The organism is Bradyrhizobium sediminis, from assembly GCF_018736105.1.
Lineage (GTDB): Bacteria > Pseudomonadota > Alphaproteobacteria > Rhizobiales > Xanthobacteraceae > Bradyrhizobium.
The window spans coordinates 1088577-1103354 of the sequence record NZ_CP076135.1; the positions used below are offsets into that span (position 1 = coordinate 1088577).

General features: G+C 64.8%; 14 protein-coding genes. 11 read left to right on the plus strand and 3 right to left on the minus strand.

Features of this window, described 5'->3' with window-relative positions; all coding sequences use genetic code 11:
- The first annotated feature begins 26 nt into the window (after window positions 1-26).
- From KMZ68_RS05250 to KMZ68_RS05290, 9 genes are all read left to right on the plus strand, one after another.
- A complete protein-coding gene (locus KMZ68_RS05250) occupies window positions 27-392 on the plus strand; it encodes an SHOCT domain-containing protein (protein WP_215614805.1) in 366 nt (121 codons plus the stop codon).
- Window positions 393-466: 74 nt separating this feature from the next.
- Window positions 467-826, plus strand: coding sequence for a DsrE/DsrF/TusD sulfur relay family protein (locus KMZ68_RS05255; protein WP_249779527.1), 360 nt, complete (start codon window positions 467-469; stop codon window positions 824-826).
- A complete protein-coding gene (locus KMZ68_RS05260; protein WP_215614806.1) occupies window positions 823-1944 on the plus strand; it encodes a cysteine desulfurase family protein in 1122 nt (373 codons plus the stop codon). Before KMZ68_RS05255 ends, KMZ68_RS05260 begins: the two co-directional genes overlap by 4 nt.
- 167 nt (window positions 1945-2111) lie before the next feature.
- On the plus strand, window positions 2112-3203 hold the full coding sequence (locus KMZ68_RS05265) for a helix-turn-helix transcriptional regulator (protein ID WP_215614807.1): 1092 nt from the start codon (window positions 2112-2114) through the stop codon (window positions 3201-3203).
- A 113-nt stretch (window positions 3204-3316) separates the two neighbouring features.
- Window positions 3317-4207 carry a sterol desaturase family protein gene (locus KMZ68_RS05270; RefSeq protein ID WP_215614808.1) on the plus strand — a complete coding sequence of 297 codons (891 nt, stop codon included), beginning with the start codon at window positions 3317-3319 and terminating at the stop codon, window positions 4205-4207.
- On the plus strand, window positions 4204-4854 hold the full coding sequence (locus tag KMZ68_RS05275) for a class I SAM-dependent methyltransferase (RefSeq protein WP_215614809.1): 651 nt from the start codon (window positions 4204-4206) through the stop codon (window positions 4852-4854). Before KMZ68_RS05270 ends, KMZ68_RS05275 begins: the two co-directional genes overlap by 4 nt.
- Before the next feature lie 137 nt (window positions 4855-4991).
- Window positions 4992-6167: an ABC transporter ATP-binding protein gene (locus KMZ68_RS05280; RefSeq protein ID WP_215614810.1), complete on the plus strand. Its 1176-nt coding sequence runs from the start codon at window positions 4992-4994 to the stop codon at window positions 6165-6167.
- A complete protein-coding gene (locus tag KMZ68_RS05285; RefSeq protein WP_215614811.1) occupies window positions 6164-7078 on the plus strand; it encodes an ABC transporter permease in 915 nt (304 codons plus the stop codon). The genes KMZ68_RS05280 and KMZ68_RS05285 overlap by 4 nt, the downstream gene beginning before the upstream one ends.
- Window positions 7078-7893: an ABC transporter permease gene (locus KMZ68_RS05290; RefSeq protein WP_215614812.1), complete on the plus strand. Its 816-nt coding sequence runs from the start codon at window positions 7078-7080 to the stop codon at window positions 7891-7893. Before KMZ68_RS05285 ends, KMZ68_RS05290 begins: the two co-directional genes overlap by 1 nt.
- A gap of 340 nt (window positions 7894-8233) precedes the next feature.
- On the opposite strand, the gene KMZ68_RS05295 is transcribed toward KMZ68_RS05290, so the two are convergent.
- The gene (locus KMZ68_RS05295; protein WP_215614813.1) at window positions 8234-10189 is read right to left on the minus strand and encodes an AsmA family protein; all 1956 of its coding nucleotides are present in this window, start codon (window positions 10187-10189) and stop codon (window positions 8234-8236) included.
- Window positions 10190-10484: 295 nt separating this feature from the next.
- Between KMZ68_RS05295 and KMZ68_RS05300 the strand changes: the two genes are divergently transcribed.
- Window positions 10485-11204 (plus strand): CoA transferase subunit A, encoded by a 720-nt coding sequence (locus tag KMZ68_RS05300; RefSeq protein ID WP_215605062.1) that lies wholly within the window; start codon window positions 10485-10487, stop codon window positions 11202-11204.
- An 11-nt stretch (window positions 11205-11215) separates the two neighbouring features.
- Window positions 11216-11866: a 3-oxoacid CoA-transferase subunit B gene (locus KMZ68_RS05305; RefSeq protein ID WP_215614814.1), complete on the plus strand. Its 651-nt coding sequence runs from the start codon at window positions 11216-11218 to the stop codon at window positions 11864-11866.
- Window positions 11867-12001: 135 nt separating this feature from the next.
- Here the strand turns inward: KMZ68_RS05305 and KMZ68_RS05310 are convergent, their stop codons facing one another.
- Both KMZ68_RS05310 and KMZ68_RS05315 read right to left on the minus strand, forming a co-directional pair.
- Entirely contained in the window at window positions 12002-13600 is a 1599-nt protein-coding gene (locus KMZ68_RS05310) for an ABC transporter permease (protein WP_215616201.1), read from the minus strand.
- A 99-nt stretch (window positions 13601-13699) separates the two neighbouring features.
- Window positions 13700-14728: a Fe(3+) ABC transporter substrate-binding protein gene (locus KMZ68_RS05315; protein WP_215614815.1), complete on the minus strand. Its 1029-nt coding sequence runs from the start codon at window positions 14726-14728 to the stop codon at window positions 13700-13702.
- Between the last annotated feature and the right edge of the window lie 50 nt (window positions 14729-14778).

Sequence of the window (14778 nt, forward strand, 5' to 3'; positions counted from 1 at the left end):
AATGACTGCAAAGATGGAGGCAACCAATGCCAAAAGCTTTGACCAAGATCGTCGCCTCAGCGGGGGCCGCTCTCGCGCTTTTATCCAGCGCGGCATGGGCGCAGACGTCCTCGGACGCCGACAGATACGCCTATGGGCCGCATATGATGTGGTGGGGTGGAGGAGGGTACGCCATGATACTCGGTCCGCTGTTCATGATCCTCGTACTTACGGCGTTGATCGCTGCCGTAGTCCTGCTCGCACGCTGGGCCGGTGGCCCATGGCAGGGAACAATCCCGCCGCATTACATGCCGCCGGGTCGCTCCGCCCTCGACATTCTCAAGGAGCGCTTTGCGCGGGGCGAGATCGATAAGGAGGAGTTCGAGCAGCGGCGGCGCGTGCTCGGCGATTGAGCTGCCCGCATTGGACGATCGGCTGATGCGGAAACCGCATGCCGACCGGGCTTGCTCGATAGAGAGAAGGAAGGATGCCTGTGCAGATCCTGTTCATCCTGAATGACCCGCCCTACGGTACCGAACGGGTCTACAATGGCCTGCGGCTGGCGCAGGCGCTGCTCAAGAGCGATCCACAGGCGAGCGTGATCGTGTTCCTCATGGCGGACGCGGTCGTTGCCGGCAAGGCGGGCCAGAAGACGCCGGACGGCTACTACAATGTCGAACGAATGCTGAAGCGCTTGCTCGCCGGCAGCGGCAAGGTGCTTCTGTGCGGCACCTGCATGGATGCGCGCGGCCTCGAAGAATCTGCCGTCGTGCCGGGCGCGCGCCGGAGCACCATGGATGAACTCGCGGCGGAAACGATCGCGGCTGACAAGGTTCTGGTGTTTTGACCGCGCAACGCATCTATCTCGACTACAACGCCAGCACGCCGATCGATCCGGCAGTCTCCGCTGCAATGATGCCGTTTCTGGCGGATCATTTCGGTAACCCGTCGAGCGGGCATTGGGCCGCCGCGCCGGCGAAAGCCGCGCTTGAAAGGGCGCGTGGGCAAATTGCGGCCCTGCTCGGCTGTGAGGATGATGAAGTCGTCTTCACCAGCGGCGGCAGCGAGGCCAACAACCTCGCGCTCAAAGGCGTGTTTTTTGCACGGCGCAGCGGTGGCGATCACATCATCACTACCAGGATCGAACACCCGGCTATCATCGAACCGTGCCGCTTTCTCGAACGCCTGGGCGCGCGGATAACCTATCTGCCGGTAGATGGATTCGGGCGCGTCGATCCCGATGACCTGCGCCGGGCCATCACGCCGCGCACCATCCTCGTCAGCATCATGCACGCCAACAACGAGGTGGGCACCATCCAGCCGATTGAGGAGTGCGCGCGCATCGCCCGCGATCATGGCATCCTGCTTCATACCGACGCCGCCCAATCGGTCGGCAAGATGGCGACAGACGTGAACGGGCTCGGCGTCGACCTGCTCTCGGTCGCCGGGCATAAGCTCTACGCCCCCAAGGGAGTCGGTGCCCTGTTCGTTCGCCGTGGCGTTCTGATCGAGCCGCTCATTCACGGGGCCGGACACGAGAGCGGGCGGCGCGCCGGGACCGAGAGCGCGTTGCTGGCGGTCGGTCTCGGCAAGGCTTGCGAGCTGGCGCGCGATCTCTCGCCGATGGATCGGGTGCGCGCCTTGCGCGACCATTTCTGGCGCGAACTGCAGTCACGGTTCGGCAATCGCATCGCTCTGAACGGACACCTTTCGCATCGCCTGCCGAACACGCTCAATGTTTCCTTCATCGGCCGCGCCGGTGGCGAGATATTGGAACGGCTGGACGGCGTCGCCGCCTCGACGGGCTCGGCGTGCCATTCGGGCCGCATCGAACTGTCGCCCGTCCTTGCGGCGATGTGCGTCGCGCCCGAAGTGGGCATGGGGGCCATCCGCTTCAGCCTCGGGCGCGGAACCACGCGCGAGGAAATCGACGCGGTCGCCGAACGCCTGAGTGGCGCCCTCTGACCTGTATCGCTATGGGGCGGATCGAGGGAGACTTTGAAGAAGGCGTTGCCATGTCAGGCCTTCCGGAGTCGACGCCGGCGGCAGCCGTTGTTAGAACATCATTGATGTCTGTCGCAGCGAGCGCGGCCTGTTGTCGGGATGAGTGGTGATGCGTTCGAGCCTGCCCAATGCTTGAGGTCGACGGTTTCTTCCGGCCAGCCGCCGTCACATTGGCGCTGCTGACCGCGTTCCTGCTGCTGCGCGACGCAAGGTCCGATTTGCGGGCGCGCTTGGGCGCGCTGTTTGCGATCGGGACCGCCGCCTACATGTCGTGCTCGGGCGCTCTTGGGGGCTGGGGTGTCGGCTCGTTGCTGCTGCCGCTATGCATCGGCAACAGCGTGTTTTTCTGGTGGTTCGCGCTGGCGCTGCTCGAGGACGACTTTCGCCTCGAGGCGCTCCATGCCGGTGTCCTGATAGCCGTGCTGGCCTTGGGTTTCGCCCGTTTCGGATCCCGCCTTCTTGAATACGCCGCGCTTGGGCAGGCGCTCGCTATCGTCCATAACCTCATCATTCTGACCCTCGACGCTCACATATTACTGCTGGCCTGGCGCGGCTATGACAACGACCTCTCGGAGAGCCGGAGGCGGTTCAGGCTGCTTTTTCTGATCGGTGGAACTCTGGCGGCTGTCGGGATTGCGGTGGCCGAGGTCGCCCTTGCCGGGCGGCCTGCCGAGGCCTGGATGCTGGCGCTGCAATCCGTATTTGTTTCGATCCTCGCGGCAGCGGCGGCGGCATGGTTGCTCAGCGCGTCCACATCGCGCCTGGCGTTTCAAAGCATGACGGCTGCCAGACAGGCAGAATCCGTTCCGGTTCTGGATCGCCAGAGGCTGATTGATGAAACCCTTGCCGCGGCCCTGGAGCGTGCCATCAATATCGACAAGCTGTATCTCGAGCAGGGTTTGACGATCGCCGCGCTGGCCAGGAGATTGGGGGTGCCGGAGCATCGTCTGCGCAAACACATCAACGAGGCGCTCGGCCACAGCAATTTCAACGCTTACGTTAACCGGCATCGCATTGCCGCCGCCAAAGCCGTCTTGCGCGACCCCCAGCTGGCGCATTTGCCGGTGCTCACCATCGCGCTCGACTCCGGCTTTGCCTCGCTGCCTCCCTTCAATCGCGCCTTCCGTGCCGAAACCGGTCAGTCCGCAACGGCCTACCGAAGCATCGCGCTGGCGGAGGCGCGCGGCATCAAAGGGCAAGTCGAATCTGAAAAAAGCTAGCCGATTTCGAAATCGACCGCATTTGGCCAGAATTCGAGCGGACGGGCTGGGGTTTAGCGGCTAGTTCCGGCGGCGGTTCTCGTGGAGGACCAACGCAAGGAGAGTTCCGCCCCATGACGCAATTCGCATCGATCCTCGCTGAATTCCGCCAAATCTGGCCATATATTTTTGCCGGCGACCTCGCCCGCTATCTGATCGGTGCCGGCTCCGTATTCCTTCTCATCTGGGTGCTCTTCCGGTCGCGACTGGCAGCCCGGAAGATCCGGGGAAGTACCCCGCCGGCCGGTCAGATCTGGCGGGAGATCGGTCATTCGCTCGTGACGGTCTGCATCTTCGCGACTGTCGGGACATCGATCGGGATCGGGACGATGCATGGCGTATTTCAGGTCTACACCGACGTTTCCCTTTTTGGCTGGCCTTACTTCGTTGGCAGCGTCGTTGCCATGATCGTGGTGCAGGATGCCTATTTCTACTGGGTGCATCGGCTGATGCACCGCGTGCCGCTGCTGTGGAGAGTGCATGCCACTCACCATCGCTCGCACAATCCGACCCCGTGGACGGCCTACGCGTTCGATCCGGGCGAAGCCCTGATCCACGCGCTGTTCATGCCGATGTTCGTCGCAATCGTCCCGATGCACGTCGGCGGCCTGTTCGCATTCACGGCCCACATGATGCTGCGCAATGCCATCGGTCATTGCGGCTACGAGCTGTTTCCGAAGGGCTGGGCGGATCGTCCGATACTGGGGCTCGTGACGATGGTCACCCACCACGACATGCACCACGAGCACGCGCCACGGAATTTCGGGCTATACTTTACGTGGTGGGATCGATTGATGGGAACCGAGCATCCGGAATACCGGGCGCGCACCAAATTGATGACCCCGGACAATGGGATGCCTGATAGCCTCACCTACGCCCCACAGGTCGGAGCGGAAAGCCGAGCCGGGGAATCGCTTGAGGCCATCGCCCTGGCGGGCTGGAGAGCGAATGAGGAACGACGATGAATTTCTATGAGCGCTGGATACTGCCGCCCATTCTCGATCTGGTGATGCGACAGAAGCACCTCACGAAATATCGCCGCGAGGTAATCGCCGCCGCCCGTGGACGCGTGCTCGAAATCGGCGTCGGCTCGGGACTGAATCTGCCGCTGTATGGCAAGCAGGTGGAGCTGGTCTACGGGCTCGATCCTTCGGCCAGACTGCTGGCAATCGCGCGCCGGCGTGCCGCGGCATCGGCGGTGCCCGTTGACCTCCTGCTGGGCTCTGCGACCGCGATCCCGCTTGCGGATGACAGCATCGATACCATTGTGATGACATGGACGCTTTGCTCGATCCCGGATCCGCTGGCTGCGTTGCGCGAGATGCGCAGGGTACTCAAGCCCGATGGCACTCTCTGCTTTGTCGAGCACGGACTGTCGCCCGAGCCGGGCATCGAACTCTGGCAGCACCGGATCACGCCGGCCTGGCGCCGCATCGCAGGCGGTTGCCATCTGGACCGCAAGATCGACGAACTCGTCCGTGTCGCCGGCTTCGATCTGACCAGCCTGCAGGCGGAATACGCGCCAGGGCCCCGCACCATGTCCTACATGTATGAAGGGTGCGCCTGCCGCAGTCATTCCGGCGGCATCGGCTCGCCCCTATCAGCCGATTGATGAGGACCCCCGTTACCTGCCGAACCTTGCCGGAGACGCGATCAACGCCCCGATAATGTTGTGGCCGCGCCCCGCGTACCGGTTGAGCCGATGCCGATCCGCCGCTAGCGTGGTCGGTGATCGGGCTGGCGGGGAACATGGCTGAGGACCTACCGAACATCGGCGCCGGCGAGGCGGTATCGAAACCTGCGCCGCAGGCGGACGAACCCGACCTGCCATTGCTGCGCATCGACGCGGTGGTGAAGAAGTTCGGCGGCTTCCGCGCGGTGGACCGGGTCTCGCTCGATATCAGGGCCGGTGAATTTTTCGCGCTGCTCGGCCCATCAGGCTGCGGCAAGACCACGCTGCTGCGGATGATCGCCGGTTTCGAGACGCCGGACGAGGGCCGGATTTTGCTCGACGGCATGGACATCGCGCAGGTTCTGCCGCATCAGCGGCCGGTCAACATGATGTTCCAGAACTACGCGCTGTTTCCGCATCTTTCCGTGCGCGACAATATCGCGTTCGGACTGAAGCGCGCCGGCATGGCGCGCGCCGCGATCGATGCCCGCGTCGCCGAGATGATTGCGCTGGTCAAGCTCGAGGGCCTCGAGAAGCGCAAGCCCGACCAGCTTTCCGGCGGCCAGAAGCAGCGCGTGGCGCTGGCGCGCTCGCTGGCGCGCCGCCCGCAGATCCTGCTGCTCGACGAGCCGCTGGCCGCGCTCGACAAGAAGCTGCGCGAGAGCACCCAGCTCGAATTGATGGATCTGCAGCGGCGGCTCGGCATGACCTTCATCATCGTCACCCACGACCAGGAAGAGGCGATGACGGTGGCGAGCCGGATCGGCGTGATGGATCACGGCAGGCTCGAACAGGTGGCGACGCCGCGCGAACTTTACGAGGCTCCCAACTCGCGCTGGATCGCCGAGTTCGTCGGCGACGTCAATCTGTTCGAGGGGCAGGTGGCGTCGAACGAGGGAAATCGCCTGGCGATTTCGACGCGGGACGCCGGAACCATCACGGTCGCCGGGCCGCGCCAGCCGGTCACGAAAGCCAATGTCAGCGTTGCGATCCGCCCCGAGAAGGTCAAGCTGTCGCGCCGCGGCCCGGTGCCGGATGCGGACCATGCCCATGCCATCAACCGGCTCGAAGGCGTCGTGACCGATGTCGGTTATCTCGGCGGCTTCACCACCTACAAGGTGAAGCTCGACTCCGGCGCGGTGCTGCGTTCGTCGATGGCGAACACGGCGCGGATCGATATCGACGCCTATGGCCCGAGCCAGCGCGTGGTGGCGTGGTTCACGCCCGACGATTGCGTGGTGCTGGAGCAATGAGCGCCCGCCGCATCTTCGCCCGCCCGGCGCGCTTCGCCGCGATCGCGCCCTACCTGTGGATGGCCTTGTTCTTCCTGGTGCCGTTCGGCTTCGTGCTGAAGATCAGCCTGTCGCAGACCGCGGTGGCGCAGCCGCCCTATCTGCCGGTGTTCGATTTGACGCTGGGCGCGGCCGCGCTGAAGGCGGCCGCCGCCCAACTGTCGCTGGACAATTTCCGCCTGCTGATTTCCGACAATCTCTACATCCTGTCCTATCTGCGCAGCCTGATCGTTGCCGCAGTCTCGACGGCGATCCTGCTCGGAATCGGCTACCCCATCGCCTACGGCATGGCGCGGCTGCCGCGACACTGGCAATCCATCGCGATGATGCTGGTGATCGTGCCGTTCTGGACCTCGTTCCTGATCCGCATCTACGCCTGGATCAACATCCTGCAGCATGACGGCCTGCTCAACCAAATCCTGCTGGCGCTGCATCTGGTCGCCGCGCCGGTGGTGTGGCTGTCGACCGACAGCGCGATGTATCTCGGCATCGTCTATTCCTATCTGCCGTTCATGATCCTGCCGCTCTATGCGACGCTGGCCAGGATGGACCCTGCGCTGCTGGAGGCGGCGAGCGATCTCGGCGCCTCGCCGCGCAGCACGTTCTGGCTGGTGACGTTTCCGCTGTCGCTGCCGGGCGTCGGCGCCGGCGCGCTGCTCTGCTTCATTCCGATCGTCGGCGAATTCGTGATCCCGGATCTCTTGGCGGGCTCCAATGCAATGATGATCGGCCAGACCCTGTGGCTGGAATTCTTCACCAACAAGGACTGGCCGGTGGCCTCCGCCGCCGCTGTCGTATTGCTGGTGCTCTTGGTGGCGCCGCTCGCGCTCTACGACCGGCTGCAGCGGCGTCAGCTCGAGGGCAGCAGCTGATGGCCCGCCCGCTCAACCGGATCTCGCCGTTCAACGTCGTCTCGCTCGCGCTCGGCCTGGCGTTCCTGTACCTGCCGATCGTCATCCTCGTGATCTATTCGTTCAATGCGTCGCGGCTGGTCACGGTGTGGGGCGGCTGGTCGCTGCGCTGGTACCGCGAATTCCTGCATGACCGCGCCATGCTGGATGCGGCCTGGATGAGCCTTAAGGTGGCGGCGGTCTCGGCCACATCGGCGACGCTGCTCGGCACCCTCGCAGCGGTAGCGCTGTCGCGCGGCGAGCGCTTCAAGGGCCGCACGCTGTTTTCCGGCATGCTCTATGCGCCGCTGGTGATGCCCGAAGTCATCACCGGGCTGTCGCTGCTGCTGCTGTTCGTCGCGGTCGGCGCCGAGCGCGGCTTCTGGACGGTGACGATCGCGCATACCACGCTGACGATGTGCTTCGTCGCCGTGGTGGTGCAGTCGCGGCTGGCGCCGCTCGACCGCAGCCTGGAAGAGGCGGCGATGGATCTCGGCTGCAATCCGGTGCAGGCATTCCTCAGCGTGACGCTGCCGCTGATCTTCCCCGCCATCGCCGCCGGCTGGATGCTGGCGTTCACGCTGTCGCTCGACGACGTGGTGATCGCGAGCTTCACCACCGGCCCCGGTTCGGCGACGCTGCCGATCCGGATCTATTCGGAGGTGCGGCTCGGCGTGAAGCCCGAGATCAACGCCATCTGTACGCTGGTGCTCGCCTTGATCGCGGTGGTCATCGTCGTGGCGTCGTTCGCCTCGAAGCTCACGAGCGCGCGCGGCGAGAGCGCCGCGCCGCTGTAAGTTCGTCATTGCGTCGTCGCGGAGCCTCCATCGATGCCACCGATTGAGGTCGTCATCACCGGGCTCGACCCGGTGATCCCCTTCTTCGAGACAACTTGTTACGAAGAATGATGGATGCCCGGATCATGTCCGGGTATGACGAACTCCTTTCACGGAGACAACGCAGTCTCATTCCGATTCGATTTTCAAACAGCCAGGAGTTCGTCATTGCGAGCATAGCGAAGCAATCCAGCTTGCTGCACAAAGAAAGAAGCATGGATTGCTTCGTCGCAAGGGCTCCTCGCAATGACGGCGGCATATGTGTGGTGGGTTTCGCCGCAAAAGCGGTTAAGGCAAACCCTCAGTTCGCCTTCGGCGCTTCGGCCGGCGCGCTGGCGGCGGGCGCGGGTGCTGCCGCTTCCGGCGCCGCGGCCGGCTTTGGTCCGCCGCCGGTGAAGCGCTCCAGCACCGAACGCACGGCGTCGCGGGTCTTGCGGTCCTTGACTGCGTCGAGCAGCGGCGCGGAGGCCGGCGAGCGCCGGATCAGGCTTTCCGGATCGGGAAAGATCAGGGGATCGTCCCAAGGTCCCTGCACCACGAACGGCAGTTCGAAGCTCGAGGCGGCATTCGGTGCCGAGACCAGGCTGGCGATGCCCTTCATGTCGTATTCGCGAGCCGGTACCGAGGCGGTGCCGGTCAGGGTCAGGCGCGCCGCAGGTCCCTCGACCCGGATATCCTCGGCAGTGGCGACGCCTTCGCTGAATTTCACCGCGATGGTCAGGTTGTCGTAGGGCGTCGAGCCGGAGCGGAAATTGCCGGCGCCGGACAGCGGCCGCCGCTCCAGCCGCTTCAACAGCTGCTCGGCATTGAAGCCGGCGATGGCGCCGTCGTGGCCGGTGAGGGTGGCGGTGCCGTCGATCGATTGGGCGAGGCCGAACGGACTCGCGCCCGAGGCCACCAGCGAGACGTTGAGATTGCCGCGGCCGGACAGCTTGGTGACGCCGAACAATTCGGATGCGCAGGCCTGCAGATCGACGTCGATGAACTGGAACTGCGCCTTGACGTCGGCGACGGCGTCGGAGCGAGAGACTCCGAACGAGCCCCTGGCGATGCCGCCATACATCTGCGCCTCGCCGACGGAGAGCGCCAGCGCGCCGCTGCGCAGGTTGGCGCCGAACGCGGTACGGCCGAGTTTCGACGATCCGACCGTCACCTTGGCGGCCGACAGGCGCATGTCGAGGTCGGTGGTGTTGAGCGCGTTCAAATCGAACAACTGCCGGTTCCAGTCGCGCGCGCCGCTGGCAAGCAGGCGGAAGGTGGAGATGTAGGGGGTGAAGTCGAGGTTGCCCGCGGCCAGCGTCGCCTGCAGCGTCTGACGGCCGGTGTTGGCGTAGGTCATCACGCCCTCGGCGACATTGCCGTCGAGTTCGACATTGACGTTGGTCAGCGCGATCGACGAGCCGACGAGGTTGGCGCGCGCCTTCAGCGCGAAGCGGCCGAACCCGCCGGTGCCCGGCGGCGGCTGGCCCGCCCAGCGCAGCGCATTGCGCAGGCTGGGGCTGTCGATGGTGACAGTGCCTTCCATCATCATGCTGGTGCGGTTGGCGACGGTGCCGTCGAAGGCGAGTTTCAGCGGCGCGCTGGCGAGCCGCGCCTTCAGCCCGGAGCGGTCGCCCGAAAGTGCGGCGATGAAATCGCTGACGCTGACCGAGCCGTCGACCCGTTCGCCGCGCCAGTCGAACTGCCCGGTCGCCGCGAACGAACGCGAGATCGACGGCCACGCCAGCGAAAGGTCGATGTCTCCGAGTTTCTCCGACACCCGATTGGCGGCGTCCTGATAGGCGAGCATGCCGTCCTGGATCCGGATTTCCGAGAACGACACCTGGTTCTCGGCGCCCGGCTTCATGGTGCGCGCGATGGTGTCGATGAACGGGGTCCAGTTGCTCTCGCCATTGGCGTCGCGGACCACGCTGATGCGGGGACGCAGCATCATGACGTCCGATATCTCGAACCGCCGCAGCAACAGCGGCAGGAGGCGCAGGTTGGCGGTCAGCACGTCGACCGATAGCGCGGGGTCGGAGGTCGCCCCGCCCTTCAGCCCGACGTCGTGAAACGAGACGTAGCTTCCCGGAAATACCGAAACGTCGATCGAGCCCTTGACGACCAGGTCGAGGCCGGTCACGGCGCGGATTTGCGCCTCGACCGCCTGGCGCAGGGCGTCCCGGTTGAGCAACCAGGACGTCGCGACCAGGCCGATCAGCGCCACGCCGAAAAAGGCCGCAACCGGCATCCCGAGGCGCTTCATTCCTTGGGCCATCGTCAATGACATATCCAGGTCTGGTTAAACCCAAGTCGGTTAAGCTGAAGTCCGGTTAGCTGAAGTCTGGCTAAGCTGAGGCCGGGTTGATGCGGCCGGGCCGCTGTCGGATGGAGGCGGGCGGCGAGCCAACCGTCACAACTTGATAGGTTTTCTTGACGCTTTCAAGGCCATCCCGGCGTCCCCGACCGCCCCTGCCGGCGCAAACGCCCCGTCATTGACGCACTGCGAAGATTTCGCCTAATAATCCCGGCTCATGCGGGCCGCAAGCCTCCCTCCCATCAGGTCGTATTTCATGAACAAGGTCTATCCTGACGCCAAATCGGCACTCGACGGCATTTTAAGGGACGGCATGATGATCATGTCCGGCGGTTTCGGCCTGTGCGGCATCGCCGAGGCCCTGTCGGATGCGATCCGCGACTCCGGCGTCAAGAACCTGACCGTGGTGTCCAACAATGCCGGCGTTGACGGTATCGGGTTGAGCCGGCTGCTCGAGACCCGGCAGATCAAGAAGATGATCTCGTCCTATGTCGGCGAGAACAAGCTGTTCGCCCAGCAGTTCCTCGCCGGCGAACTGGAACTCGAATTCGCACCGCAGGGCACGCTGGCCGAGCGCATCCGCGCCGGCGGCGCCGGCATTCCGGCCTTCTACACCAAGACCGGCGTAGGCACCCTGATCGCCGAAGGCAAGGAAGTGAAGGAATTCGACGGCGAGAAATACCTGATGGAGCGCGGGCTGTTCGGCGACCTCGCCATCGTTCACGCCTGGAAGGGCGATACCGCCGGCAATCTGGTCTACCGCAAGACCGCGCGCAATTTTAATCCGATGATGGCGACGGCCGCGAAAATCACCGTGGCGGAGGTCGAGCACCTGGTACCCGCCGGCCAGATCGATCCCGACCACATCCATACGCCCGGCATCTTCGTGAAGCGCATCATTGAAGTCGGAACCGGCCTGAAACGCATCGAGCAACGCACCACGCGCAAGCGTGAGGCGGCTGCCGCCGCAACCTGAGAGGAAGTCTGATGGCCTGGACCCGCGAACAGATGGCTGCCCGCGCCGCGAAGGAATTGCGCGACGGCTTTTACGTCAACCTCGGCATCGGTATTCCGACGCTGGTTTCGAACTTCATCCCCGCCGGCGTCGACGTCTGCCTGCAGAGCGAGAACGGCATGCTCGGGATGGGGCCGTTCCCCTATGAGGGCGAGGAAGACCCCGACCTGATCAATGCCGGCAAGCAGACTGTCACCGAACTGCCTGACACCAGCTATTTCTCGTCGGCCGATTCCTTCGCCATGGTGCGCGGCGGCCATATCGATCTGTCGATCCTCGGCGCGATGCAGGTGGCCCAGAACGGCGATCTCGCCAACTGGATGATCCCCGGCAAGATGGTCAAGGGCATGGGCGGCGCGATGGACCTCGTCGCCGGCGTCAAGCGCGTGGTGGTGGTGATGGAGCACTCCGCCAAGGACGGCCCGAAACTCCTGAAGAAGTGCAACCTGCCGCTGACCGGCGAGCGGGTGGTCGACATGGTGGTGACGGATCTCGCGGTCTTCACCATCGACAAGCACGGCAAGGACGGCATGGCGCTGATCGAACTCGCCGACGGCGTCACGCTCGACGAGGTCAAGGCCAAGACCGAAGCCGATTTCCGGGTGGCGCTGAAGAACGTGTAAGGGCCTGGATTTGTAGGGTGGGCAAAGGCGCGCCTTCGCGCCGTGCCCACCATGCCTCAAACGACGTTCTGATGGTGGGCACGCTTGCGCTTTGCCCACCCTACATTCCGAGACCTTAACTCTCGCAGCGAGCGCTTACGCCGGCCCGCTTGGCACGTCCGAGAACCGGGTCAGCCACGCCACCGGGCCGATGCTGGCGGCGACGATCAACAGTGCCGCCAGCGCGCCGTCTTCAAAGCTGCCGCGGCTGGCGAACTGATAGATCGAGGTCGCCAGCGTATCGACGTTGAGCGGCCGCAGCAGCAGCGTCGCCGGCAATTCCTTCAGGCAATCCACGAACACGATGATGACGGCGCCCAGCATCGCCGGCCGCAGCAGCGGCAAATGGATCAGCCGCATGGTGGTCGCCTGGCCGGCGCCGGCGGCGCGTGCGCTGTCGTCATAGTCTCGCGGAATCCGTTCGTAGCCGGCCTTGATCAGCCCGGTCGGCACCGCCAGGAACCGGATCACGTAGGCGATCACCACGGCGGCGCCCGAGCCGACCAGGATCAGCCCCGGCAGCGAACGGCCCAGCCAACCGGCAATCGCGTTAATCCCGTTGTCGATCGCCAGCACCGGCGTCAGCAGGCCGAGCGCCAGCACCAGTCCGGGCAGGGCGTAGCCGGTCTGCGAGATGTTCATCGCGGCCAGCCGCAGCGGACCGGGCCGCCAGCGCCATGCCAGAATGGTGGCAAATCCGAGCGCGAGCGCCATCAGCGTGGCAAGGGTGGCGAACGCGACCGAATTGAAGGCGTCGCGCCCCAGCGACAGGTCGAAATTCGCCAATAGCCCGCGCCGGAAACTCTGCTGCAGCAGGAACAGCACCGGCACGACGAAGCCGAGCAGCACCGGCAACAGGCAGGCGGCGAAGGCCGACCAGCCCCTGATGCCGTCGAGCCGGGTTCGCGGCGTCAGCCGCGGGCTTTCGGCGGAAAATTCCGTCTCGACATTGCGGCGGCCGTAACGCTCGACCGCGATCAGGCCGGCGACGATCGCCAGCATGAAGCAGGAAAGCTGCGCCGCGCCGGCGAGGCTGCCGCGATTGAGCCAGGTCGTGAAGATCGACACCGTGAGCGTGCGGACGCCGAGATATTCGGTGGCGCCGATGTCGTTCAGGGTTTCCAGCGAGACCAGCGCCAGACCGACCGCCAGCGCCGGCCGTGCCATCGGCAGCGAGACGCGCCAGAACACGTTCCAGCGGCTGGCCCCCAGCGTCCGCGCCGCCTCGCCGAATTCGGCGCTCTGGAACTGGAACATGGTCCGCGCCGACAGATAGACGTAAGGGTAGAGCACGAGGCCGATGACGACGATTGCGCCCGGCATCGAGCGCAGGTTGGGAAGCACCGCCACCACGTCGCGCAGCGGAAACCACACCGCGAGCGTGCGATGGACCAGGCCCAGCGGCTCGAACAGGTCGGCGTAGACGTAGGCGGCCATATAGGTCGGGATCGCCAGCGGCAGCGGCATCAGCCACAACAGCAGCCCGCGGCCGCGAAAATCATGCAGCGAGATCAGCCAGGCGGCGCCGGCGCCGATCGACAGCGCCAGGGCGCCGACGCCGCCGAGCAGCAGCGCGGTATCGATCATGGCCAGCGGCAACACATAGGCGGTGAGTTCCCGCCACACGTCGGGCGCCGGATGCATCGCCAGCGCGACGATGGAGACGACGGGAGCAGCAACCAGGATCGCGGTCATCACCGCGATGACAGCTGCGATCCGTCCGGCGTGCGTGGAATGGTTCACGTGAGGCCGCGCCTCTGCATCACGGCGCGGGCAAATCGAAGCCGGGAAAGATCAATTGTCAAAGCCAACCTTGTCCACCAGCGTCGCGGCCGCTTTGCGGTTGGCGGCGATCTTCGATATCGGCAGCGAATCCGCGTTGAGCTTGCCGTAGCCCGCAATCGTCGGATTGATCGCGACGCCGACGCGGATCGGATATTCGTAATTGGAGTCGGCGTAGATCTGCTGCGCCTTCTCGCCAATGAGCCATTCGATCAGTTTGACGCCGTTGGCCCGGTTGGGCGCGTGCTTGGCCAGCAGCACGCCGGAAAGATTGACGTGGGTGCCGCCGCCCTGGAAGGTCGGCAGGATCACGCGGGTGGCTTCCGCCCACGGCTTCTTTTCGGGATCGTTGTTCATCATCAGCGCCCAATAATAGGTGTTGCCGATGCCGATGTCACATTTTCCGGCGGCGACGTCGCGCGCGGCCTCGCGGTCGCCGCCCGAGGGCTTTTGCGCGAGATTGGCCTTGAGGCCACGCAGCCACTCCTCCGCCTTGGCCTCGCCGTAGCGCGCGACATAGGCCGCGAACAGGCCGTTATTGTAGATGTGCTGGCCGGAGCGGATGCAGATTTTGCCCTTCCATTTGGGATCGGCCATCTCCTCATAGGTGATGGCATCCTGCTTGACGCGATCCTTCGAGGCATAGATCACGCGGGCGCGCATGGAAATGCCGGCCCAGTGTCCGTCCGGGTCGCGATATTGCGCCGGCACGACCTTGTCGATCGTCTCCGACCTGATCGGCTGCGTCACGCCGGCCGCGACCGCTTCGTCGATGCGGCCGATGTCGACCGTCAGCAGCACGTCGGCCGGGCTGTTGGCGCCCTCGGCCTTGATGCGCTGCTCGAGTCCCGAACTGGCCGAGACGACGTTGACCTTGATGCCGCTATCCGCGGTGAAGGCATTGAACAGCGGCTGGACCAGCTTGGTTTCGCGATAGGTATAGACGTTGACTTCGCCGTTCTCGGCCGATGCCGTCGTGATGGCAGGCGAGGCCAAACCAAGCAACACAGCGGTTGCGGCGAAGACGCGAAACTTGATCATGAAAGCTGCTCCGGCAGAGGTAGCGATAATGCATCTCAGTAGCGCAGCAG

Coding starts and splice junctions, on each gene's coding strand:
- KMZ68_RS05250 (WP_215614805.1), top strand. CDS start 27: ATGCCAAAAGCTTTGACCAAGATCGTCGCCTCAGCGGGGGCCGCTCTC.
- KMZ68_RS05255 (WP_249779527.1), top strand. CDS start 467: ATGCCTGTGCAGATCCTGTTCATCCTGAATGACCCGCCCTACGGTACC.
- KMZ68_RS05265 (WP_215614807.1), top strand. CDS start 2,112: ATGCTTGAGGTCGACGGTTTCTTCCGGCCAGCCGCCGTCACATTGGCG.
- KMZ68_RS05270 (WP_215614808.1), top strand. CDS start 3,317: ATGACGCAATTCGCATCGATCCTCGCTGAATTCCGCCAAATCTGGCCA.
- KMZ68_RS05275 (WP_215614809.1), top strand. CDS start 4,204: ATGAATTTCTATGAGCGCTGGATACTGCCGCCCATTCTCGATCTGGTG.
- KMZ68_RS05280 (WP_215614810.1), top strand. CDS start 4,992: ATGGCTGAGGACCTACCGAACATCGGCGCCGGCGAGGCGGTATCGAAA.
- KMZ68_RS05285 (WP_215614811.1), top strand. CDS start 6,164: ATGAGCGCCCGCCGCATCTTCGCCCGCCCGGCGCGCTTCGCCGCGATC.
- KMZ68_RS05290 (WP_215614812.1), top strand. CDS start 7,078: ATGGCCCGCCCGCTCAACCGGATCTCGCCGTTCAACGTCGTCTCGCTC.
- KMZ68_RS05295 (WP_215614813.1), bottom strand. CDS start 10,189: ATGGCCCAAGGAATGAAGCGCCTCGGGATGCCGGTTGCGGCCTTTTTC.
- KMZ68_RS05300 (WP_215605062.1), top strand. CDS start 10,485: ATGAACAAGGTCTATCCTGACGCCAAATCGGCACTCGACGGCATTTTA.
- KMZ68_RS05305 (WP_215614814.1), top strand. CDS start 11,216: ATGGCCTGGACCCGCGAACAGATGGCTGCCCGCGCCGCGAAGGAATTG.
- KMZ68_RS05310 (WP_215616201.1), bottom strand. CDS start 13,600: ATGACCGCGATCCTGGTTGCTGCTCCCGTCGTCTCCATCGTCGCGCTG.
- KMZ68_RS05315 (WP_215614815.1), bottom strand. CDS start 14,728: ATGATCAAGTTTCGCGTCTTCGCCGCAACCGCTGTGTTGCTTGGTTTG.